Origin of the sequence: Parerythrobacter lacustris (assembly GCF_024626475.1) — a bacterium.
In the GTDB taxonomy this organism is placed as follows: Bacteria; Pseudomonadota; Alphaproteobacteria; order Sphingomonadales; family Sphingomonadaceae; genus Parerythrobacter_A; species Parerythrobacter_A lacustris.
The window spans coordinates 1-22,258 of record NZ_JANKHH010000008.1; the positions used below are offsets into that span (position 1 = coordinate 1).

Here is a 22,258-nt window from a genome sequence, read left to right on the forward strand (position 1 = left end):
CCCGATACGAAAGCATGTAAGGAACGGGATGCTGTCGCCCGTCGAGTTCGAACGGCAGCAAAACATGAGCACCGAAGGCGTCTAGAAAACTCGGGGCTATTCACTCGAAAGGATTTTCGTGTCAACAGCGAATGGCAACTCGGTCCCGTTGAATGCAATCGCCGATCCACAATTGAAAAGCACACCTCCAGAAATCACGCGGTACGGCTTGAGGCGCACAGTAACTGTCGTAGGCTATAACGAGCCCGGTGTGCTCGCATCGGATCTCAATGCAGAGGTGCAGGAGAAATTGAAGTCGATTGCGTTGCCGAAAGGATATCGCTTTTCCCAAGGCGGCGAAGCGGAAGCTGCGTCCCGCAGCTTCTCGGGTCTGGGCCCAGTTGTGTTGCTCGCCATATTCGGAATCTTCGGCGTTTTGGTGCTCGAATTCGGGCGCTTCAAGGAAACGGCGGTGGTGGCCGGTGTTATCCCGCTAGGAGTACTGGGCGGGCTTATCGCATTGTTCCTGACAGGAAACTCATTGTCCTTCCTTGCCTTGATTGGTTTCGTTGCGCTGGTCGGGATTGAAATAAAGAACTCAATCTTGCTTGTGGATTTCACTACGCAGCTCCGCAAACAAGGGATGGGTTTGCGCGAAGCGATCGAAAAAGCAGGCGAGGTCCGTTTCTTGCCAATCTTGCTTACCAGCTTGACCGCGATCGGTGGCCTGATGCCCTTGGCCCTGAGCGGCTCATCACTCTATTCACCCTTGGCTTGGGTAATTATCGGCGGGTTGGTCAGTTCAACGTTCCTCAGCCGTCTTGTCATTCCGGCCATGTACCTCTTGGTGATCCGAGGTGAGGAAGCAGAAGCAGTTGAAGTCTGACGCGAGAAGATGCGTTCACGCGTATCCATCTTGCGCAGCGATGGAAGCGAAGCGGAGGGATGCGTTCTTGAGCTTACCGCGCCACCGCCAGCGCGCCCCCATCGCGGCGGATGACCGGGATCAGCCAGTGGAACCATGCCAGTGCCAGCAGGTAGGAACTCGAGGCAAAGACAAACAGCGGGACGAAACCGAACCCGGCATCGAGTACGCGGCCAGCAACGAGGCTGATCAGCACCCCGCCCATATTGCCCATGAAAGCCCCGAATGCGGTTACCCGGGCGACCTGACGATTGGGGACGACATCGGTGATGGTGGAGAAGATCGAGAGCGAAAAGCCCTGGTGCCCGGCCATTACCACGCCCATCATCACCGCTACCGGCCAGAACGAATCGAGCTGCAGCACCAGCGGTAGCGGTGCAACCACCAGCGCTGAGACGAGCATCACGGTCTTGCGTACACGGTTGACGCTCCACCCGCGCTCCAGCAGCCAGGTCGAGGCCCAGCCCGCCAGCAGCGCGCCCAGCCCGGAGCCGGCGAAGGCGATAGCAAGCGGGACCGCGAGCTCCAGCGTCGTCAGCCCGAATTCCTTGCGGTAGTAATCGGCCAGCCAGAAATTGATGAACCACCAGGTCATGTCCGACAACGCCTTGGCGACGACGATGCCCCAAGTCTGGCGGTTGGTCAGGATGCTGCCGTAGGCATCATGCTCGATGCCTTCGGAGGTTGCGCTATCGCCGAATACGGCGTCGGCCCGCATTTCATCTTCCGATGGAATCGCAAACCTCACGCCGCGCGCAAGAACCATCCACAGCACCAGCGATATCAGCCCGCCGATCCCGCCCACCACCAGCGCCCCGCGCCAGCCGAAAGCAAGCGCAAGGCCGGGGATGACAAACGGCATGGCGATCGTGCCTGCCCCGGCCAGCAATGTCGCGAATCCGAGGGCGAGCGAGCGCCGGTCCGGCTCGAACAGGGTGGCGACGGTCTTGATGGTCAAGGGCGTCTGCACCGCTTCGGTCACGCCCAGCCCGACCCGCGCGGCGACCACCTGCCAGGTGGTGATGGCCCAGCCGTGCGCCATCGCGGCGAAGCTCCAAGCCGTTGCGCCGAGCTGCATCGAGCGGTGTACGCCCAGCCGGTCGACCAGCCAGCCGGTGAACAGGAAGGCGAAGGCGGCCGAGAACTGGGTGACCGCCGCCAAATCGCCGAAATCGCTGTCGCTCCAGCCGAAATCCGCCATCATGTCGGGCTTGAGAATGGCGATGATCGGGCGGTCCATCGCATTGAACACCCCGGCGATGCACAGCACGGTGAACAGAGACCAGCGCAACCGGCTCGACAGGGGCGGGGAACTTTCGGCCATCGCGGCTTCCTAATCGACGGGGGGTAAACCGGGCAAGCAGCGCCCGAAACACGAAGGGCCGCCGGATCGCTCCGGCGGCCCCAAGTGTCATGCGATCGTCAGGGGATGCCTCAACGCACCCGGGCCCGCAGGCTCACCCCGAAGAAGCGGTCGGCATCGCGCGGGATCTGCAGGCGCTGCCCGTTGCTGACGTTGAGCAGCGCGTAGCTCTCGTCAGTGATGTTCCGCACGTGGAAGGTGAGGCGATAAAGATCGTCCGGATCGGAGAAGCCGAGCGAGGCGTTCCAGATGCCGTAGGGATCGATCGGCCCACTTTCCCCGAGGTCGGAGAATTGCCGGCTGACATGGCGGAAATCGGTGTCGAGATAGAGCTTGAACCCGCCGAGGTCGGTCTCGTAATTCGCCCCCAGAGTGTAGACGAACTTGGGCGCCAGCGGCAGCTGGGTGCCGTTGCGCGCGTCGGGGGCATTGGTCAGCGGATTGGGGTTGAACTCCTTCACCCGGGCATCGGCATAGGCACCGCTCGCCCGCAAGGTCAGCCCGTCGGTCGGCACCGCCGTCAGGTCGATCTCGAAGCCTTCGCTCTTGACCGTCCCGGCGTTGGTGAGGTTGGTGATCAGCGTCTGCGGATTGCCGATCAGGATGAAATTGTTCGCCTGGAAGTTGTCATACTCGACCGAGAAGGCGGAGACGTTGAGCTGGACACGGTTGTCGAGGAATTGTGACTTCAATCCGATTTCGAACGCGTCGGAAGTTTCCTCGTCGATCGGAACAGAGTTGGTCGGCGCGGTGTGGTTGAAGAACACGTTGAACGCCGGTCCCTTGTAACCCCGCGTATAGCTGCCGTAGAGCAGCACGTCGTCCGACGGGGTGAACTGCAGCACCGCCTTGCCTGAAAGGTTGCCGTTGCTGCTGCTGCCGGCCGAAGTGTTGGTTCCGTTCCCGCCGTTCGCGATGAGCCCCCCCGCCGGATTGGCAACGACGCCCGGGCCGGTTGCGGGAAGTCCGGTGGCCGCATTCACGCCGGGCGCGCGGACATGGACGTAGTCGAGATCGTCCCAGGTGTAGCGCAAGCCCCCGGTCAGCGCGAACATATCGCTGAAGCGGTAGGTCGCCTGCCCGAACAGCGCGAGGTTCTTCGAATTGACGTCGCTGTCGGAGGTCGCGGTGGGGAAGAGCGTGTTGACTGTGTCGTTGACATTGCACGGCCGCGCGCCGGTCGCCGGATCGACTGGCAGGGTCGAGGTGGTGCAGGTAATGTCGCGGCGGGTGAACGCCTGCTGGTTGTCCGACCGCCAGTAGAACGCACCGACCTGGTAGAAGAACGGAGCGGCCTGATCCGAGGCGAGCCGCGCTTCGACCGAGAACTGCTGCGTGTCGACGGTACCGTCATCATGCAGCTGGCCTGCGGTGGTGGTTGCGCGGGGCAAGAAGTCGCCTTCGCGGATTTCGCGGTTGGTCCAGTCGCGATAGCCGGCGACCACGCTCAGCGTATGGCTTTCGAACACGTCGAAATCACCCGAAGCGGTCAGGCTCCACTGCTTGTCCCGCGTCTGGGTGACGAGGTTGTGGTTGACCGAACGCTGCTCGAGCCCCTGCGCGACGCCGCCCGGCAGGCCGAGTTCGGCATCGAGGATTGCCCCGCGGCTGACGGTGGTGACATCGGCGCAGCAGTCGTCGTCGGCGCGGAAATAGTCGGCGATGAAGCGCAGGCGGGCCGGGCCGTTGTCGTAGTCGACCAGGCCGCGCGCACCGTAGTGTTCATAGCCATTGACATCGTCGCCGGTCGCGATGTTGCGGATATTGCCGTCATAGCTGCCGTAGAAGCCGGTCACGCGCGCGCTGAGATCGGTCCCCAGCGGGCCGGAGAGCGATCCGCGCAGGCGGTATTCATCGCCTTCGTACCATTCGGCCCGCCCGTCGGCTTCGAAGCTATCGGTTCCGCCCTTGGAGACGATGCTGACGAGGCCGGCACTGGCGTTCTTGCCGAACAGCGTGCCTTGCGGGCCGCGCAGGACTTCGAGCCGCTCGGCATCGACCAGGTCCATGAAGGCCTGTCCCGAGCGGCTGAGGACGACCCCGTCGACCACGGTCGAGACGCTGGGTTCGGCGGCGATCGAGAAGGTGATGGTGCCGACGCCGCGCATCACGATCGCGCTGTTGGCGCTGGTGGTGCCCTTGCGGAAGGTGACCGAGGGAACGATCTGCGTCAGCCCTTCGAGGCTGGTGGTACCGGTCTGCTCGAGCCGGTCGCCGGTGACTGCGGTGATAGAAATCGGAACATCCTGCACATTTTCCGAAACCTTCTGCGCCGTGACGACGATGACATCGACCCCGTTTCCGGTTTCGCCAGCGGCGTCGTCTTGTGCGTGCGCTGTAGTCGCCGCACCCATCCCGATCACGCTGGACGACAAGCACAATGCGCGCAGCGCACGGTTACGCAGTAGTTTCATGATGCTCTCCCTCTTCCCACAGGCGTGACCGGTGCCTCGCATGGGCCCTGAATGCACGATCCTCAGGCTCGAAAATGTCACTCGCGCGTTTTTATGTCAAGCGCTGTCATATGCCTCTTGATCGACATGGGGATGTGATGCAACAATGCCGCACAGGAGAGGGCTTTTGGGCGTAGATCTGCACTTCCGGTGCCGTGAGGACGGGTTCGAACTCGTCATGGGCGCCCGCGTCCTGCTCAATCACACCGATTCCTGTCCTTCGGTAGTCATTGCCCGGGGCGCGCCGCTGGTCGAGATGGTGCGGGGCAACTTCCGTATCGAGGATTCACCCACGGGGCAGATTGCGCCGGGCGCGTTCCGGCGGGCCGGGGACGAGATCGAATTGCTCGATGCCAGACGGCCGGTGGTGCGTCTTTCATGCTCGGGAAACAGCCTGCGGATCACCTGTCTGGAGCCGGGCTACGACCGGATCTGGCTGCACTTGCCCGCGACGCCTGGCGGCGCGGTTTGGGGCGGCGGGGAGCAGATGAGCTATCTCGACCTGACGGGCCGCCGTTACCCGATGTGGACCAGCGAGCCGGGGGTGGGGCGCGACAAGTCGACCGAATTGACCCGGGCGATGGATGCCGAGGGCATGGCCGGGGGCAATTACTGGACGACCAATTACCCCCAGCCGACCTTCCTCACTTCCGACTGGCTGGCGGTGCATTGCGCCGAAAGTGCCTATTCGGTGCTCGATTTCACCGATCCTTCGCGCCACGTGGTCGAGGTGTGGCGGGGCGAGGCCCGCTTCGAATTCCTCGCCGCCGATGGGCCGAAGGAGCTGGTCGGGCGACTCTCAGACCGGTTCGGTCGCCAGCCCGAACTGCCCGAATGGGCGCTCGCCGGGGCGATCGTCGGCCTCAAGTCGGGCGACAGCAGCTTCGACCGGCTTGAGCGGTTTATCGATGCGGGCGCGGCCATCGCGGGGCTGTGGTGCGAGGACTGGGCCGGCATCCGCGAGACGAGCTTCGGACGGCGGCTGTTCTGGGACTGGCATCTCGGAGCGCGCAGCGCCGAGCGCTTCCCCGATCTGGAAACCCGCATCGCCGAGTTTGCCCAACGCGGCATCCGGTTCCTCGCCTATGTGAACCCCTATCTGGCGGTCGACGGCGAACTGTTCGCCGAGGCGGCGGCGGGCGGCCACTTCTGCCTCGCGCCGGGTCGCGACGAACCGCACCTGGTCGATTTCGGCGAGTTCGACTGCGGCGTGCTCGACTTCACCCGCGAGGCAACCCGCGCATGGTTTGCCGAGCGTATCATCGGGCGCGAGATGCTCGACCGCGGTATTGCCGGATGGATGGCCGACTTCGGAGAGTATCTCCCCACCGACCTGCGGCTCGCCGACGGGTCGGACCCGATGGAGGCGCACAACCTCTATCCGGTGCAGTGGGCCGAGGTGAACGCCCGCGCGGTTGCCGGCCGGGGCAAGACCGGAGAGGCGCTGTTTTTAATGCGCGCCGGATTTTCCGGCGTGCAGGCGCATTGCCCCCTGCTTTGGGCGGGCGACCAATGCGTCGATTTCAGCCGCCACGACGGGATCGGCACGGTCATCACCGCGGCGCTTTCTGCGGGGCTGGTGGGCAATGCCTACAGCCATGCCGATTGCGGTGGCTACACCTCGCTCCATGGGCATATCCGGACTGAGGAACTGCTGATGCGCTGGTGCGAGCTTGCAGCCTTCGCTCCGGTGATGCGCAGCCACGAGGGCAACCGGCCCGAGGAGAACCTCCAGTACGACAGCACGCCCGGACTGCTTGCCTGCTTCGCGCGCTGGAGCCGGGTCCACGCGCACCTCGCGCCTTATGTCCGCACGCTATGCCGCGAAGCAGCGCAGACCGGCCTCCCGCTCCAGCGCCCGCTGTTCCTCGAGTATCCCGATCATCCGGAGCTGTTTGCAGTGCAGGACCAGTATCTCTACGGACCGGAGTTGCTGGTTGCGCCCGTGATCGAGGAAGGCGCGGACCGGCGCGAAATTGTGCTTCCCGGCGATGCGCCGTGGCGGCATTGCTGGACAGCTGAGGACTTCGCGCCGGGAACGCACACCATAGCCGCTCCGATCGGCGCGCCGCCGGTGTTCTATCGACCGGGCAGCACCCATGCGGCGCTGTTTGCCGGGCTTGCAGGGGTTTTGGGCAAATGAGCGAGCGATCGAATATCCGCGATGTGGCCGAGCGCGCCGGGGTGGCGGTGAAGACCGTCAGCCGGCTGCTCAACGGGCATCCCTATGTCCGCGCCGAAACCCGCGAAAAGATCGAGCGGGCGATGAAGGAGCTCGATTTCCGCCCCAGCGTCGCCGCGCGCATCCTGTCGGGCGCAAAGTCTAACCAGGTCGCGCTGATCTACGACAATCACAGCCCCTATTACATGTTTCAGATCCAGACCGGCTGCTGGGATGCCTGCAAAGCGCAGGGCATCCGCCTGATCGCCCAGCCGATCGATATCGACGACCCCGATGTCGGCGAACAGGTCCGCGGGCTGGTGATGGAAACCCATGTCGACGGGATCATCCTGTCGAGCCCGGTGACTGATTGCGCACCGGTGCTGAAGATGCTCGATGCGCTCGACACGCCCTTCGTCCGCATTTCTCCCGGCACCAACCATGCGCTGACCAGTTCGGTGTTCATGGATGATGCGCAGGCCGCCGACGACATGACCAGCCTGCTGATCAACAAGGGGCACCGCCGGATCGGGTTCATCAAGGGCCATCCCAACCACATGGCGAGCGACGAGCGCCTGTTCGGCTATCGCCGCGCGCTCGACCGGGCCGGCATCGCCTTCGAACCGGGGCTGGTGCGCGACGGCGAATTCGATGTCGAAAGCGGGATCAGGGCAGGGGGCGAGCTGCTCGACCTGCCCAATCCGCCAACCGCGATCTTCGCCTCCAACGACGATATGGCAGCGGGCGTCCTTGCGGTAGCGCACGAGCGCGACATCGACGTGCCGCACGATTTGTCGGTCGTCGGGTTCGACGACACCCCGCTCGCGCGCACCGTTTATCCGCCGCTGACGACGATCCACCAGCCGATGGCGGAGCTCGCGCGGACCGCGACCGAGATCCTCGTTTCGGGCGGCGATATCAACCACCAGCGCCTGCCGCACCAATTGATCGAACGCGCTTCCGTCGCGCCACCGAAGGGATACGAATGAGCACCTTGCCAGCCCCACCCGAATGGCGCCGCCTCGGCTCCAGCGACATTGCCATCTCGTCGCTCGCCTGGGGAATGTGGCGACTGGCCGAGAACGGCCGGACCGCTGGCGAAGCGGCGCGGCTCGTCCATGCCGCGCTCGATGCCGGGATCACCCTGCTCGATACGGCGGACATCTACGGTTTCGACGGTGAGGGCGGCTTCGGCGATGCCGAGGCGCTGCTCGGCGAAGTGCTGGCGGCGGAACCCGCGTTGCGCGAACGGATGGTGCTGGCGAGCAAGGGCGGGATCATGCCGCCGCTGCCCTACGACCAGTCGGCAGAGTATCTTTCCGGCGTGATCGATGCCTCGCTGCGGCGGATGCGGGTCGAGACGATCGACCTCTACCAGATCCATCGGCCCGATATCCTCGCCCACCCGCAAGAGGTGGCGCGCACGCTCGAAGACGCGGTTGCCGCAGGCAAGATCCGCAGCATCGGCGTATCGAACTTCACCCAGGCGCAGACCGAAGCTCTGGCTCACTTCCTCGCTACCCCGCTGGTGGCGACACAGCCCGAAATCAGTCCGCTGCGGATCGACTGCTTCGAGAATGGCGAACTCGACCAGGCGATGCGGCTGGGCCTTACCCCGCTGGCATGGTCTCCGCTTGGCGGTGGGCGCTTGCTCTCGCCGGAAAGCGCACGGGACAAGGCTGTCGCTGCCGAGCTGGACCGGATCGCCGCAGAGCAAAACGTCAGCCGTTCGGTCGCGGCCTATGGCTGGCTGATGGCGCATCCCGCCGGGATCGTCCCCATCATCGGTTCGCAAAGCGCAGAGCGCATTGCCGAGGGTGCGCAGGCGCTCTCCATGCACTGGACACGGCAGGATTGGTACGCGGTGCTGGTCGCCGCGCGTGGTGAGAGGCTTCCCTGATGACCGACAAACAACAATGCGAAGTCGCGTGGTTTTCCGCGCTGTGCGACGACGACTACGAGTTCCTCGGCGTGCCCGATCCGCAGCTCGCCTCGAGCTGGGAGCATTGCCGCAATATCGTGCTGCGTGCGGAGGAGGGCGGATTCGACAATATCCTGCTCCCCTCGGGTTATCAGCTCGGCGTTGACACCACGATCTTCGCCGCCGCCGTCGCACCTTACCTCAGCCGGATGAAGCTGCTGTGGGCGACCCGCATGGGCGAAGACTGGCCGCCGCAACTCGCGCGCCGCATCGCCACGCTCGACCGCATCCTCGGCTGGAACGCCGACAAGACGGCAGGCCGCCTCAACGTCAACATCATATCTTCCGACATGCCGGGGCAGGCGATGGAGAGTGCCCCGCGCTACCGACGCGGGACCGAGATCATGAAGATCGTCCGTACCCTGCTCAACGGCGAGCATCTCGACTTCGACGGCGAGTTCTACCAGCTGAGGCTCGACCCGGCCCGGATCACAACCCTGAGCGGCAAGTGCCCGCCGTTCTATTTCGGCGGCCTGAGCCACGAAGCGCGCGAATGCGCGGCGGAAGCGGCCGACGTTTACCTGATGTGGCCCGACACCATGGACAAGGTGCGCGAAAACGTCGCCGACCTGAAGGAACGGGCCGCGAAATACGGGCGCACCCTCAAGTTCGGCTACCGCGCCCATGTGATCGTGCGCGAGACCGAGGAAGAGGCCCGCGCCTATGCTGACCGGCTGCTGTCCAAGCTCGACGACGAGGCCGGCAAGGCGATCCGCGAAAAGTCGCTCGATGCCAAGAACTACGGCGTCCAGCGGCAGGCCGAATTGCGCGGCGCGGCGGGCGGTGACGGCTTCGTGGAAGACAATCTGTGGACCGGTATCGGCCGCGCCCGTTCGGGCTGCGGCGCGGCGATCGTCGGCAACCCGGACCAGGTGCTGGCCAAGCTGCGCGCCTACCAGGCCGAAGGGATCGAGGCCTTCATCCTTTCGGGCTATCCGCACACCACCGAGGCGGACCTGTTCGCCCGCCATGTTTTGCCGCATATAGAGCACGGCCCGCTGCAGTTCTGAGACGTCCGGAATGACCACCTCCCCCTTCTACGACGTCGCCGTGATCGGCGGCGGCATCAACGGCTGCGGTATTGCCCGCGATGCCGCCGGGCGCGGGGCGAAGGTGCTGCTGCTGGAGGCAGGCGATCTGGCGCAGGGGACCTCCTCCGCCTCGTCCAAGCTGATCCATGGCGGGCTGCGGTATCTGGAGCATTACGAGTTCGGACTCGTGCGGGAATCGCTATCCGAGCGCGAGCGGCTATGGGCCATCGCTCCGCACATCATCTGGCCGATGCGTTTCGTCTTGCCCTATGTCCATGGGCTGCGGCCGCGCTGGCTGCTGCGCGCGGGGCTGTTCCTCTACGACCATATTGGCGGGCGCAAGGAACTGCGCGCAACCGAAACGGTGGTGCTCGACCGCCATGCCGCCGGTGCGCCGCTGCAGAGCGAATTCACCAAGGGGTTCGTCTATTCCGATTGCTGGGCCGACGACGCGCGGCTGGTGGTGCTCAACGCGCGCGACGCGGCCAATCGCGGGGCGGATATCCGGACCCGCTGCGCAGTTACAGGCTTTCGGCGCGAAGGCGGCGAGTGGCACATCGAAGCGGGAGGCGAGACATTTCGCGCCCGGGCAGTGGTCAACGCAGCAGGGCCGGGCGTACTCGAGGTGCTGGAGGCCGGGCATATCCCCGACGGCCGAAAGATGCGGCTGGTGCGTGGATCGCATATCGTGACCGCAAGGCTGTTCGACCACGATTTCGCTTACTTCTTCCAGCTGCCCGACGGCCGAATCTTCTTCGCGATTCCCTATGAGGAAGACTTCACCCTGATCGGCACCACCGATGCCGACCACCACGGCCCGCTCGACCACGTCGCAGCGAGCGCGGAGGAAATCGCCTATCTGTGCGACGGCGCGAACCGCTTTTTCCAGCAGCAGATAACGCCCGAGGACATCGTCTGGAGCTATGCCGGGGTGCGCCCGCTGATCGACGACGGCTCGGGCAAGCCCGAGGCGGCAACGCGTGGCTACCGGATCGAGCTATCGGACGAAAGCGAGGGCGCACCGCTGCTCAATGTGTTCGGCGGCAAGCTGACGGTCTACCGCCACCTCGCGCAGGAGGCGGTCGATAGGCTGGCCACCCGTTTGCCGCTGACGCCGAACAGCGGCTGGACCGCCGACACGGCCTTGCCCGGCGGCGAGTTCCATTTCGCCGGATTCCCGGCGGTGGCCGAAATGGTTGCCGAACGCTATCCGTTCTTCGATGCGCGAACGGCCCGGCGGCTGGCCCACGCCTATGGCTCGGACGTCTTTGCCATCTTCGGGGATGCATCTTCGCTCGGCGATTGCGGTGAGGATTTCGGACACGGCTTGACCGCGCGTGAGGCCGATCACCTTGTCGCCAACGAGTGGGCCCGAACCGCCGATGACATCCTGTGGCGACGGACCAAGCTGGGCCTTCGCTTCTCTCCCGCCGAGGCGCAGGCGCTCGAAAATTATCTCAACGAAAGGATTGCGGCATGACGCTCCGCATCGTCGCCATCGGCGGCACGGTCTATCCCGGCAGCACGACCGAAATGGCGCTGCGCTATGCCACCAGACCATCGGTCGAGGCGGGCGCGGACGTCGCGGTGTTCGGGGCCGACTATATCGGCGCGCTGCCGCATTATCGCGGACTGGGCCATTCGATCGAGTCCGGCGGGGAACTGGTCGAAGCGGTGCGGCGGGCCGACGGGCTGATCATTGCCGCCCCCGGCTATCACGGGACTATCTCGGGCCTGGTCAAGAACGCGCTCGATTATCTCGAGGATCTGGCCAAGGACGAGCGGCCCTATCTGCACGAGCGCCCGGTGGGCCTGATCGCCACAGCCTATGGCGACCAGGCGGCGATGGGCACGCTGCTGACGATGCGCGGGATCGTCCACGCGCTTCGCGGCTGGCCAACCCCGATGGGGGCGACGGTGCGGACCTATAGCGGTCTGTTCTCGCCCGAGGGCGAATGCCTGGATGACCGCGCGCGGCTGCAATTGCAGCTGGTCGGTGAGCAGGTCATTTCGGCGGCGGACAAGTTCGCCGCGCAGGCGGGCAAGGCCTGATGTCTTCGCTCGACCCAACATTGGACGCGCTGAAACGCGGCGAGATCGTCGTCCTCACCGGCGACCGGCTGCGCGGCGGCGATATCGATTTCTGCACCCCGGCCAGCATGGTCACGCCGGATAAGATCAATTTCATGGCGACGCATGGACGCGGGCTCATCTGCCTCACGCTGACCAGCGAGGCGGCGATGCGGCTGGGCATCTCGCTGATGAACCCGACCTCCGAACGCCAGACCGAGCGGCCGTTCGGGAATTCAATCGAGGCCGCCGAAGGGGTTACCACCGGCATTTCCGCCGCCGACCGGGCGCACACCATCCTCGTCGCGGTGGCTGAAGGTGCGCGGGCCGATCACCTCGTCTCGCCAGGCCACGTCTTCCCGCTCATTGCCCGCAGCGGCGGGGTGGAAGAACGGATGTCGGCGGTCGAAGGCTCGATCGACCTGTGCCGCCGCGCGGGTGTGGGCGAGGCGGCGGTGATCTGCTCGATCATGCGCGACGACGGCGAGATGGCGCGGATCGACGATATCGCCGACCTCATAGACGGGCACGGCCTCGCGGTGTGCGACATCTCCCTCCTGTCTTCGATGGCAGGTTAGGCGGCAACTGGCGGGCTGGTCCCTTGCCCTCGCCCATGCTTTCGGCGATTGAACGCGGTCGAAGCTCATGTTCGACAACCTAACCCTTGCCCGCATCCCTGACGGGGATGATGACCTGCGACAGCTGGCACGTAAGCTGGCGGCGGAAGCGGTCGCCGAGATGCCGCTCGACCGGCGTGCGCGCAGCTGGTCGGGCTTCGATGCCGATTTCTCGCGCAAGCTGGGCGCAGCGGGCCTGCTCGGCCTGACCCTACCGAAGCAATACGGCGGCGGGGAGCGCGGACCCTTTGCACGCTTCGTGGTGGTCGAGGAATTGCTCGCCGCCGGCGCGCCGGTCGCCGCGCACTGGATCGCCGACCGCCAGAGCGCGCCGCTGATCCTCAATTATGGCACCGAGGCGCAGCGCGAATTCTACCTGCCGCGCATCTGCCGGGGCGAGGCGCTGTTCTGCATCGGCATGAGCGAACCCGGGTCGGGTTCGGACCTCGCTTCGGTGCGCACCCGCGCAGAGCGGACCGCAAGCGGCTGGCGGGTCAACGGGCAGAAGATCTGGACCTCCAACTCGCTCGCATCGGACTACATGATCGCGCTCGTGCGCACTTCCGGCACCAGCGAGGACCGGCACAAGGGGCTGTCGCAGCTGATTGTCGATCTCAAGACCCCGGGCGTGACGATCCGGCCGATCGAGGACCTGGCGGGCGATGCGCATTTCTCCGAAGTCTTCTTCGAGGATGTCGAACTGCCGCTCGACGCGCTGATCGGCGAAGAAGGGCAGGGGTGGCAGCAGGTCACCGCCGAGCTCGCCTTCGAACGCAGCGGGCCGGAGCGCATCTATTCGAGCGTGGTGCTGCTCGACGGCTGGCTGGCGCACCTGCGAGCGGTCGGACGGAGCGACGATGCGACCGCCGCGCTGGTCGGCTCGATGATCGCGCGAATGGCCGCCTTGCGCGCGATGTCGATCGCCTGCACCGCGCGGCTTGCCGCGGGCGAGAGCCCGGTGGTCGAGGCCTCGCTGGTCAAGGATCTCGGCACCGCTTTCGAGCAGGACCTGCCGCTGGCCATCGCGGACGATCTCGCCTCGCATCCCGAGGAGCCGGTGTCGGACGAATTGCGGCGAACGCTCGAATATATCACGCTGGTGGCGCCAAGCTTCTCGCTGCGCGGGGGCACGCGCGAGATCCTGCGCGGCATTATCGCTCGCGGGATGGGGCTGCGGTGATGGAAACGAACGAGCTCCTCGAGCCTTTCGAACGCATGCTGGCAAAGCTGTTCCCTCCATCTCGGGTGCGCGAGATCGACAGCAGTGCCGAATGGCAGGACGAGCTGGCCGAAGTCGAAGCCTCGGGCTTTCTCGACATCCTGGCTCCGGAAGCGAACGGAGGGGCTGGTCTGCCGTTTTCGGCCGCCATCGCGCTGTTCGCTGCGCTGGGGCGGCATGCCGCGCCGCTCGGGATCGGCCGTGCGATGTTAGAACGGGCGGGTTACGGCGAAGCCCACTCCGCCAATTCCGAGCTGGTCATGCTGAGCGCAATGATGGCTGGCGCAGGCGACCGCTTGCTGGCGATGACTACCGCCTATGCCAATGAACGAGTCCAGTTCGGCAAGCCGATCGGGCGCCAGCAGGCCGTGCAGCAGAACCTCGCGGTGATGGCGGAACATTGCGTCGCGGTGCGGTTGACGGTCGAACTCGCCGGGGACGGGTCGGGTCCGCCCGACGGTCTGCGCGCGGCATTGGCCAAGTCGGTTGCCTCAACGGCGGTACCCCTGATCGCCAACATCGCCCATTCGGTGCATGGGGCCATCGGGATCAGCGCGGAATACGATCTCCAGCTCTTTACGAGGAGGCTGCACGCTTGGCGGGCCGAGCAGGGTTCCGAGAGCCGACATCACCGGTCGCTGGGCAAATCCCTGCTCGCCGGCGATGCCAAATCGGTCGACTGGTTGCGGGCGGAGATATTCGACGAAATAGCCTGAAGGGCGGCGCTTGGATCGCAGACATTACCTTCCTGTTGCGCACTAAGTCCAACGGTGGACATACCGCATTGCGTTGGGCTAGGATCGGACGCTACAACCGGGCGATCAGTGCCGTATCGCTAACAGTTGGGGAGAGATGGGGCTGAATCCGTTCGAGACCGTGAGGGAAGAGGTCGGCCTGTCGCCCGAGGTTTCGGACGAGGTCAAGACCAGCACCTGCTACATGTGCGCCTGCCGCTGCGGTATCAAGGTTCACCTCAAGAACGGCAAGATCCGCTACATCGAGGGCAATCCCGAGCACCCGGTCAACAAGGGCGTGCTGTGCGCAAAGGGCAGCGCCGGGATCATGCACCAGTATTCTCCCGCCAAGCTGACCAAACCGCTGCTGCGCGTCGGCGAGCGCGGTTCCGGAGAGTTCAAGGAGATCGAGTGGGACGAGGCGCTCGAACTGGCGACCGAATGGCTGGGCGAGGTGCGCCGGAAGGACCCGGCCAAACTCGCCTTCTTCACCGGGCGCGACCAGTCGCAATCGCTCACCGGCTGGTGGGCGACCCAGTTCGGCACCCACAATTTTGCCGCACATGGCGGCTTCTGCTCGGTCAACATGGCGGCCGGCGGGCTTTATACGCTCGGCGGCGCGTTCTGGGAGTTCGGCGAGCCCGATTGGGAGCGCACGCTGTATCACGTCATGTTCGGGGTGGCGGACGATCACGATTCCAACCCGATCAAGCTCGGCCTCGGCAACCTCAAAACACGCCCCGGTACCAAGTTCGTCTCGGTCAACCCGGTGCGCACCGGGTACAGCGCGATCGCCGACGAATGGATCGGTATTCGCCCGGGAACCGACGGGCTGTTCGTCTTCGCGCTGATCCACGAACTGCTGCGTGCCGAGAAAATCGACTGGGCCAGTCTCGCGCGCTATTCGAACGCGCCTTGGCTGGTCATCCGCGAGCCCGGCGCGGCGGACGACGGGATGTTCCTGCGCGCCGGGGATGGCCAGCCGCTCGCCTGGTGCCTCGAACAGGGCGCGGCGATCCGAGCCAATGCCGTGCATATCAAGCCCGCCTTCGCCGGGGAGCGCGTGGTCGGCGGGCGCAAGGTCTTGCCCTCGTTCCAGCTGCTCGCCGAACGCTACCTCGCCGACGAATTCTCACCCGATGCGGTGGCTGAAACGACCGGTGTTCCGGCCGAGGTGACCCGCCGGATCGCCGCCGAACTGGCTGAGGTCGCGTTCGAAAGGGAACTGGTGATCGACGAGCCCTGGGTTGATGCCTGGGGCCGCCATCACGATAGTTTCATCGGCCGCCCAGTCAGCTTCCATGCGATGCGGGGGATTTCGGCGCATTCGAACGGGTTCCACACGTGCCGCGCTATCCACATCCTGCAGGCGCTGCTCGGCTCGGTCGATTGCCCGGGGGGCTGGCGCTACAAGGCACCATTTCCCAAGCCCGCGCCGCCCAACGTCAAACCTGCCTGGCCCAAGGCCGAAGCGGGCGTTCCGCTCAGTGGCCCGCCGCTCGGCTTCCCGCGCTCGCCCGAAGACCTGCTGGTCGATCAGCACGGCGAACCGCTGCGGATCGACAAGGCCTACAGCTGGGAGCATCCGCTCGCGCTCCACGGGCTGATGCACATGGTGCTGCACAATGCGGCGACGCAGGACCCTTATGGCATCGACGTGCTGTTCATGTTCATGGCCAACATGGCGTGGAACAGCGCGATGAATATCCCCGACACGCTCGGCTATTTCACCCGGAAGGACGAGCGCGGCGAGTATGTGATCCCGAAGATCATCTATTCCGACGCGTTCTACAGCGAGACGGTGCCCTATTGCGACCTGATCCTGCCCGACACGACCTACCTCGAGCGGTGGGACTGCATCTCGATGCTCGACCGGCCGATTTCCTCGGCGCATGGCGCGGGGGATTCGATCCGCCAGCCGGTGATCCCGCTCGACCGCGATGTGCGGCCGTTCCAGACCGTGCTGCTCGATCTCGGAGCACGGCTCGGCCTGCCGGGGATGACCAACGCCGACGGCTCGCCCAAATTCCCGGGCGGCTATGCGGACTATATCGTCAACCACGAGCGGTCGCCGGGGATCGGCCCGCTGAGCGGCTGGCGCGGCGAGCAGGGCGAGAAGTCCGGTGTGGGCGCGGTCAATCCGGACCAGCTTGCGCGTTATATCGAGAATGGCTGCTTCTGGCACGAGGAGCTGCCGCTCACCGCGCAGTTCATGAAGCACGGCAATCGGCGCTATCTCGACCACGCGGTGAAGATGGGCTGGCTCGGCCATGCCGATCCGATCATCCACCAGCTGTATAACGAGGAATTGCAGAAATTCCGCAATGCCGCGCGCGGACACGGCAGGGTGCAGCCGCCCGCAGCACATCGCGAACGGATCGAGACCTATTTCGACCCGCTGCCGATCTGGTACCAGCCCTTCCTAGAGGCGAGCGAGGGCGGCGAGGAGTTTCCGGTCCACGCGCTGTCGCAGCGCCCGATGCACATGTATCACAGCTGGGGCAGCCAGAACGCCTGGCTGCGCCAGATCACCAGCGTCAACAAGCTGCATGTGCACCGCGATCTCGCCGCCAAGCACGAGCTTGCGGACGACGACTGGGTGTGGATCGAGAACCCGCGCGGCCGGGTCAAGGCGCAGGTCAAGTTGGTCACCGGGGTCAACCCCAATGTCGTGTGGACCTGGAATGCGATCGGCAAGCGCAAGGGCGCGTGGGGCCTGGACAAGGAGAGCCCTGAGGTCACCAAAGGCTTCCTGCTCAACCACATCATCACCGAGAAGCTGCTGCCCGAGAAGGGCGGCCCGGCCTACTCCAACTCCGATCCGGTGACCGGGCAGGCAGCGTGGTACGATCTGCGGGTACGGCTGCGGAAATGCACCGCCGAGGAAGCGGGCGAGACCTCGCCCATGTTCCAACCGCTTGCGCAGCGGTTCGGAGGGCAGCAGGGCCCGATGGAGTATGGCACAGATCTGCAAGGCGCGGACAGCGGCGGCAAGGCACCCATGCGCGGCTTCATCGGACAGCGCGCCGCCAACCATTCATGGATTGACGGCATCCGCGACGGACGCGGCAACCGGGCGGAGGATGACGCATGACCAGCCTGCCCGAAACCACCGCGAAAAAGCTCGGCCTGGTGGTCGATCTCGATATCTGCGTTGGCTGCCACGCCTGCGCGGTCAATTGCAAGGAATGGAATGCCGCGGGCAAGTCCGCACCGCTGACCGACTACGACCCCTACGGCAAGAAGCCCGACGGGGTATGGTTCAACCGCATCCACACCTTCGAGACGACCGACGATGCGGGGCAGGGCCAGACGGTCCATTTCCCGCGCTCCTGCCTGCACTGCGAGGACGCGCCCTGCGTGACGGTGTGCCCGACCGGCGCCAGCTACAAACGGACCGAAGACGGAATCGTGCTGGTCAACGAAGACATCTGCATCGGCTGCAAGCTGTGTTCTTGGGCCTGCCCTTACGGCGCGCGCGAGTATGACGAGCATGCGGGGGTGATGAAGAAATGCACCCTGTGCGTCGACAAGATCTACAACACCAATCTGCCCGAAGAAAGCCGCGTCCCGGCCTGCGTTTCGACCTGCCCCGCAGGCGCGCGCAGCTTCGGCGATCTGGGCGATCCGCAGAGCGAGGTGTCGAAACTCGTCGCGGCGCGCGGCGGTTATGACCTGATGCCGGAGCAGGGCACCAAGCCGGTCAACAAATACCTGCCGCCGCGCCCCAAAGAACATCACAAGGGCCAGCGCGGCGAGGACGGAAAGGCCCCGCGCATGCTTGCCCATGCCGACGCCAGCACCGACGGTGCCGGGCTGATCGCCCGCTGGGTCGACAAGATCCTCTCGTAAGGCCGAAGCGATGCATCCGGCCCGATCCGTCATCTTCTTCACCACCGCGAGCGGCGCGGGTTACGGCATGATGGTATGGCTGGCTGTGCTCGCCACGCTGGGCCTGCTGCCGACCGATCTGCCTTTCGGACTGGTCGCCTTCGGGCTGGCCTTCGCACTCATCGTGGCGGGTCTGCTTTCCTCCACCTTCCACCTTGGGCATCCCGAGCGCGCGTGGCGGGCCTTGTCGCAATGGCGGTCGAGCTGGCTGTCGCGCGAAGGGGTTGCAGCGATCCTCGCTTTCGTGCCGCTCGGCTTGTTCGCGCTGTGCTGGATGTCGCTGGATCGGCAAGGCGATGTCGCCCTACTGTTCGGCATCGTCGGCGCGGCGATGAGCCTGCTGACGATTTTCACCACCTCGATGATCTATGCCTCGCTGCGCACCATCCCTGCCTGGCGCAATGGCTGGACGGTTGCGGGATACCTTGTGCTGGGGCCGATGAACGGGGCGGTGATCCTGGCGCTGCTTTTCGCGGTGTTCGGCTACGACGGGGTGATGGTCACAATGCAGGCGATTGCCCTGGCGCTCCTGGTCCTCGGCGTGGTGGTCAAGGCTCTCTACTGGCGCCACCTGCGTGTCTCTGCCCCGGTGAGCACCGCCGGAACCGCGACCGGGCTGGGCCATCTCGGCAAGGTCGAACTGACCGCCAGCCCGCACGACAGCGACAATTATCTCCTGCGCGAAATGGGTTTCCGCATCGCGCGCAAGCACGCGCAGAAGCTCCGCCGGATCACGATCCTGCTGGGCTTCGTCGTCCCGATCCTCACTCTCGGTGGAGCTATGCTGATGGCTGGCGGGGCGATGGCCACGATCCTCTCGCTGTTGGCATGGCTCGCGTGCCAGACCGGGATTGCCACCGAACGCTGGCTGTTCTTCGCCGAAGCGAAGCATGTGGTGACGCTCTATTACGGCGAACAGGCGGTCTGACTTGTCCGATGCGGTGACCGATCTTCCGCCCGATCCTCTGGTTGCAATCCTGGCGGGTGGAGCCGGCAAAAGGATAGGCGGAGCGAAGTTCATCCGTGAACTGGCAGGCCGGAGATTGCTCGATCATGCGCTCGTTATTGCAAGCCGCTGGTCCAGCGATCCGCTGGTGGTGGCTGCGGCGGCAGAGGGTCAGGCGGTTTCCGGTCTGCGCGCGGTCGTCGATCGGCAGGGTATCGCCGGGCCGCTCGGCGGCATCGCCGCTGCACTCGACGAAGCCCTGGGCACCGCAGCCGACCGCCTCATGATCCTGCCGGTCGATATGCCCTTTCTGCCCGAAGACCTGATGCCGCAACTCGCCGCAGCGCTCGACCGCGAGCCCGCTGCCGGTTGCGCCATTGCCAGCGTGGGCGGCGACCGTTACCCGGTCTGCTCGCTGTGGCGGGTCGAGCGCTTGGCGGAGGCCTTGCCCGGATATGCCGGTTCGGGCGGAAGGTCGCTGCGCGGTTTGGTGGAACGGCTCGGCGGTGTCGCCGTCGAATGGTCCGGCACGGCAGCGCGCAGCGCCTTTTTCAACATCAACACTGCGGCGGATCTGGCTGCCGCCGAAAGATGGCTTGAACGGGGCATCGACTTGGCCGGGACGCCGGGTTAACCGGAGATTCTGCGATGGGGGCGGGTGCTGCTCTTGGCGAGGGCTTTCCTTGCGCTTCAGCACCGCGTTGCAAGCCGGGAGGGTAAGCTATGAATTTGGAAAGAGTCCTCGGTCTGATTGCGATCATGTCCATGGTCGCAAGCTGCGGCGACGGTGCTGAGGACAGGCTCACGCCACCGGTGAACCCGGATGCCGCCCTTGCGTCAAGCAACGACGACACGGGGATGCGATCGACGCCCGATGGCACAACGGCCGAAAACGCCGGCGGCCCATCCGACGGGGCGGCGCTCGCCGCTCTGAAACCCGATGCCACCCGAGGGGCTTCGGTCTTCGCGCGGTGCCGTGCATGCCATGTGCTCGAACCGGGCACGCACGGCATCGGACCATCGCTTGCCGGAGTTGTTGGCCGTCCTGCCGGCACGCTTGGCGGATATGCCTATTCGACTGCCTTGCAGAACAGCGGCATCAACTGGTCGAAAGAGCAACTGTCCCGTTTCCTCGAGAATCCGCGTCAGATCGCTCCGGGCAACAAGATGATGTTCGTGGGATTGCCCGACGCGCAGGACCGGGCGGATGTCATCGCCTATATCGAATCGGGCGGATAGATATAATCCGATCCTTGCGGGGCACCTTTCGAAGATCCGTCGATCGCTGCGAATCAGTGCCGGATCGCCAGTTGTTCGAACGCGATATCCGGGGTGAGATACCCCGGCTTGACCGGCTCATCGCGCATCAGATCGGTCGAGAGATACTTCATGTGGCTGTCCGCCAGCACGGTTGCGACCCTTGCTCCGTTGCCCAGCAGGGCGGCGGCCTTGACTGCAGCAAGCACATTCCCGCCGCTCGATATCCCGACCCCCAGGCCGAGCTCGCGCCCGAGCCGCTGGGCCATCAGGATCGCATCGCCATCGTCGACCGCGATGATCTCCGACAATTCCTCCAGCCTGACGATCTCGGGAATGAATTCGTCCGAAATGCCCTGCATCCGGTGGTGCCCGACCTTGTGGCCGGTCGACAGGGTGGGGGAGGATGCCGGTTCGACCGGATGCACCGGGATGCGCGGGTCCATCGCGCGCAGGAAGTGCGCGGCGCCCATCACCGTGCCGCCGGTCCCGACCCCGGCCACGAAGGCATCGGGCCGTGCGCCGAGCCGCTCCATCTGCGCCCACAACTCGGGAAGCGTGCCATCCGCGTGCGCCCGGCAATTGTCCTCGTTGCAAAACTGGCGCGGGAGGAAATGGCCTGTCTCCGCCCCGAGCCGCTCGGCGGCGGCGATCGACCCTAGGAAACCGCCCTGCTCGCGCGAGACCAGCCGCACTTCCGCGCCGTAGCTGGCGATCAGCTGGCGGCGTTCCATGCTCATCCAGTCGGGCATATAGATCACCACCGGATGGCCCAGCGCCCCGCCGATGGCCGCGAGCGCGATCCCGGCATTGCCGCTGGTCGCCTCGGCGATCGGCTGGCCCGGGCGGAGCGCGCCGCTGGCATAGGCGCTGCGCAGGATGCCGAGCGCCATGCGGTCCTTGATGCTGCCGGAGAGGTTGTACATCTCGGCCTTGGCGAAGATTTCGACCGGCAGCCCGAGCCATGTGAGGCTGATATGTGCAAGCGGCGTGTTGCCGACTGCCGCCTCGATCCGAGCGAAAGCGCAGCTCGGCGCTGGCGGCGGCGAAGGACGGAGGGGCGGGGACATGAGCATCCGGCGATGATGATCGCAATTGCATAGGAAATCATCGCCATTTTCTATGGCAAACCGCCAAATAAGGTGATATTTTCTCACTAATGAGGCAGAATGGCGAAAATATCGATGAAGCGGACCGCCGGATCCTGCGGGTGTTGCAACGCGATGCGACCCGGTCGCTGGAGGCTTTGGCGGATATGCTGAGCATGTCGACCAACGCCGTGTGGCGGCGGGTCAAGCGGCTCGAGTCGGCCGGGATCATCGCCCGGCGGGTCGCGCTGGTCGATCCCGACAAGGTGGGCCTCGGCATGACGGTGTTTGTCGGTGTGAAAACCAACGATCACAGCGAAGCCTGGCTCGCCAAATTTGCCGAAGCATCGACTGCGCTGCCCGAAGTGGTCGAGATCTATCGCCTGGCGGGCGAGACCGACTATCTGCTCAAGCTGCTGGTGCGCGATGTCGCCGATTACGACCGCGTCTACAAGAAGCTGATCGATGCGGTGAAAATGTCCGATGTGTCGGCCAGCTTCGCGATGGAGAAGCTCAAGTTCGAGACCGCACTCCCGATCTAGC

General features: G+C 65.1%; 19 protein-coding genes. 16 read left to right on the forward strand and 3 right to left on the reverse strand.

From position 1 onward, the window contains the following. Positions 1–112: 112 nt before the first annotated feature. The gene (locus tag NSO95_RS14550) at positions 113–865 is read left to right on the forward strand and encodes an efflux RND transporter permease subunit (RefSeq protein ID WP_257597189.1); all 753 of its coding nucleotides are present in this window, start codon (positions 113–115) and stop codon (positions 863–865) included. Positions 866–938: 73 nt separating this feature from the next. Here NSO95_RS14550 and NSO95_RS14555 read toward each other — a convergent pair whose 3' ends face one another. Then, positions 939–2,228 carry an MFS transporter gene (locus tag NSO95_RS14555; RefSeq protein ID WP_257597061.1) on the reverse strand — a complete coding sequence of 430 codons (1,290 nt, stop codon included), beginning with the start codon at positions 2,226–2,228 and terminating at the stop codon, positions 939–941. Between the two features lie 110 nt (positions 2,229–2,338). Next, positions 2,339–4,681, reverse strand: coding sequence for a TonB-dependent receptor (locus NSO95_RS14560; RefSeq protein WP_436278046.1), 2,343 nt, complete (start codon positions 4,679–4,681; stop codon positions 2,339–2,341). A gap of 145 nt (positions 4,682–4,826) precedes the next feature. Here NSO95_RS14560 and NSO95_RS14565 point away from each other — a divergent pair, with 145 nt between their 5' ends. The 14 genes from NSO95_RS14565 (at position 4,827) to NSO95_RS14630 (ending at position 20,609) form a co-directional block, all read left to right on the forward strand. Then, a complete protein-coding gene (locus NSO95_RS14565) occupies positions 4,827–6,863 on the forward strand; it encodes an alpha-glucosidase (RefSeq protein ID WP_436278047.1) in 2,037 nt (678 codons plus the stop codon). Next, complete coding sequence (locus NSO95_RS14570; RefSeq protein ID WP_257597063.1) at positions 6,860–7,870, forward strand: LacI family DNA-binding transcriptional regulator; 1,011 nt, start codon at positions 6,860–6,862, stop codon at positions 7,868–7,870. The genes NSO95_RS14565 and NSO95_RS14570 overlap by 4 nt, the downstream gene beginning before the upstream one ends. After that, entirely contained in the window at positions 7,867–8,781 is a 915-nt protein-coding gene (locus NSO95_RS14575) for an aldo/keto reductase (protein WP_257597064.1), read from the forward strand. Before NSO95_RS14570 ends, NSO95_RS14575 begins: the two co-directional genes overlap by 4 nt. Continuing rightward, a complete protein-coding gene (locus tag NSO95_RS14580) occupies positions 8,781–9,872 on the forward strand; it encodes an LLM class flavin-dependent oxidoreductase (protein ID WP_257597065.1) in 1,092 nt (363 codons plus the stop codon). Before NSO95_RS14575 ends, NSO95_RS14580 begins: the two co-directional genes overlap by 1 nt. Positions 9,873–9,882: 10 nt before the next feature. After that, complete coding sequence (gene glpD, locus NSO95_RS14585) at positions 9,883–11,373, forward strand: glycerol-3-phosphate dehydrogenase (protein WP_257597066.1); 1,491 nt, start codon at positions 9,883–9,885, stop codon at positions 11,371–11,373. Beyond that, positions 11,370–11,945, forward strand: a complete 576-nt coding sequence (locus tag NSO95_RS14590; RefSeq protein WP_257597067.1) for an NADPH-dependent FMN reductase — start codon at positions 11,370–11,372, stop codon at positions 11,943–11,945. The genes glpD and NSO95_RS14590 overlap by 4 nt, the downstream gene beginning before the upstream one ends. Beyond that, positions 11,945–12,541 (forward strand): 3,4-dihydroxy-2-butanone-4-phosphate synthase, encoded by a 597-nt coding sequence (locus NSO95_RS14595; protein ID WP_257597068.1) that lies wholly within the window; start codon positions 11,945–11,947, stop codon positions 12,539–12,541. The genes NSO95_RS14590 and NSO95_RS14595 overlap by 1 nt, the downstream gene beginning before the upstream one ends. A gap of 67 nt (positions 12,542–12,608) precedes the next feature. Continuing rightward, the gene (locus NSO95_RS14600) at positions 12,609–13,760 is read left to right on the forward strand and encodes an acyl-CoA dehydrogenase family protein (RefSeq protein WP_257597069.1); all 1,152 of its coding nucleotides are present in this window, start codon (positions 12,609–12,611) and stop codon (positions 13,758–13,760) included. Next, complete coding sequence (locus NSO95_RS14605) at positions 13,760–14,515, forward strand: acyl-CoA dehydrogenase family protein (protein WP_257597070.1); 756 nt, start codon at positions 13,760–13,762, stop codon at positions 14,513–14,515. Before NSO95_RS14600 ends, NSO95_RS14605 begins: the two co-directional genes overlap by 1 nt. A 136-nt stretch (positions 14,516–14,651) precedes the next feature. Next, positions 14,652–17,627, forward strand: coding sequence for a molybdopterin oxidoreductase family protein (locus tag NSO95_RS14610; protein WP_257597071.1), 2,976 nt, complete (start codon positions 14,652–14,654; stop codon positions 17,625–17,627). Beyond that, positions 17,624–18,385, forward strand: a complete 762-nt coding sequence (locus tag NSO95_RS14615) for a 4Fe-4S dicluster domain-containing protein (RefSeq protein ID WP_301332676.1) — start codon at positions 17,624–17,626, stop codon at positions 18,383–18,385. The genes NSO95_RS14610 and NSO95_RS14615 overlap by 4 nt, the downstream gene beginning before the upstream one ends. 10 nt (positions 18,386–18,395) lie before the next feature. Further along, a complete protein-coding gene (locus NSO95_RS14620; RefSeq protein WP_257597072.1) occupies positions 18,396–19,352 on the forward strand; it encodes a dimethyl sulfoxide reductase anchor subunit family protein in 957 nt (318 codons plus the stop codon). A gap of 1 nt (position 19,353) precedes the next feature. Next, positions 19,354–20,004, forward strand: a complete 651-nt coding sequence (gene mobA, locus NSO95_RS14625; protein ID WP_257597073.1) for a molybdenum cofactor guanylyltransferase — start codon at positions 19,354–19,356, stop codon at positions 20,002–20,004. Positions 20,005–20,093: 89 nt separating this feature from the next. Further along, positions 20,094–20,609, forward strand: a complete 516-nt coding sequence (locus tag NSO95_RS14630; protein WP_257597074.1) for a c-type cytochrome — start codon at positions 20,094–20,096, stop codon at positions 20,607–20,609. A gap of 53 nt (positions 20,610–20,662) precedes the next feature. Here NSO95_RS14630 and NSO95_RS14635 read toward each other — a convergent pair whose 3' ends face one another. Continuing rightward, positions 20,663–21,697, reverse strand: coding sequence for a PLP-dependent cysteine synthase family protein (locus tag NSO95_RS14635; protein WP_257597075.1), 1,035 nt, complete (start codon positions 21,695–21,697; stop codon positions 20,663–20,665). A gap of 89 nt (positions 21,698–21,786) precedes the next feature. Here NSO95_RS14635 and NSO95_RS14640 point away from each other — a divergent pair, with 89 nt between their 5' ends. After that, positions 21,787–22,257 carry an Lrp/AsnC family transcriptional regulator gene (locus tag NSO95_RS14640; protein ID WP_257597076.1) on the forward strand — a complete coding sequence of 157 codons (471 nt, stop codon included), beginning with the start codon at positions 21,787–21,789 and terminating at the stop codon, positions 22,255–22,257. Position 22,258: the final 1 nt, after the last annotated feature.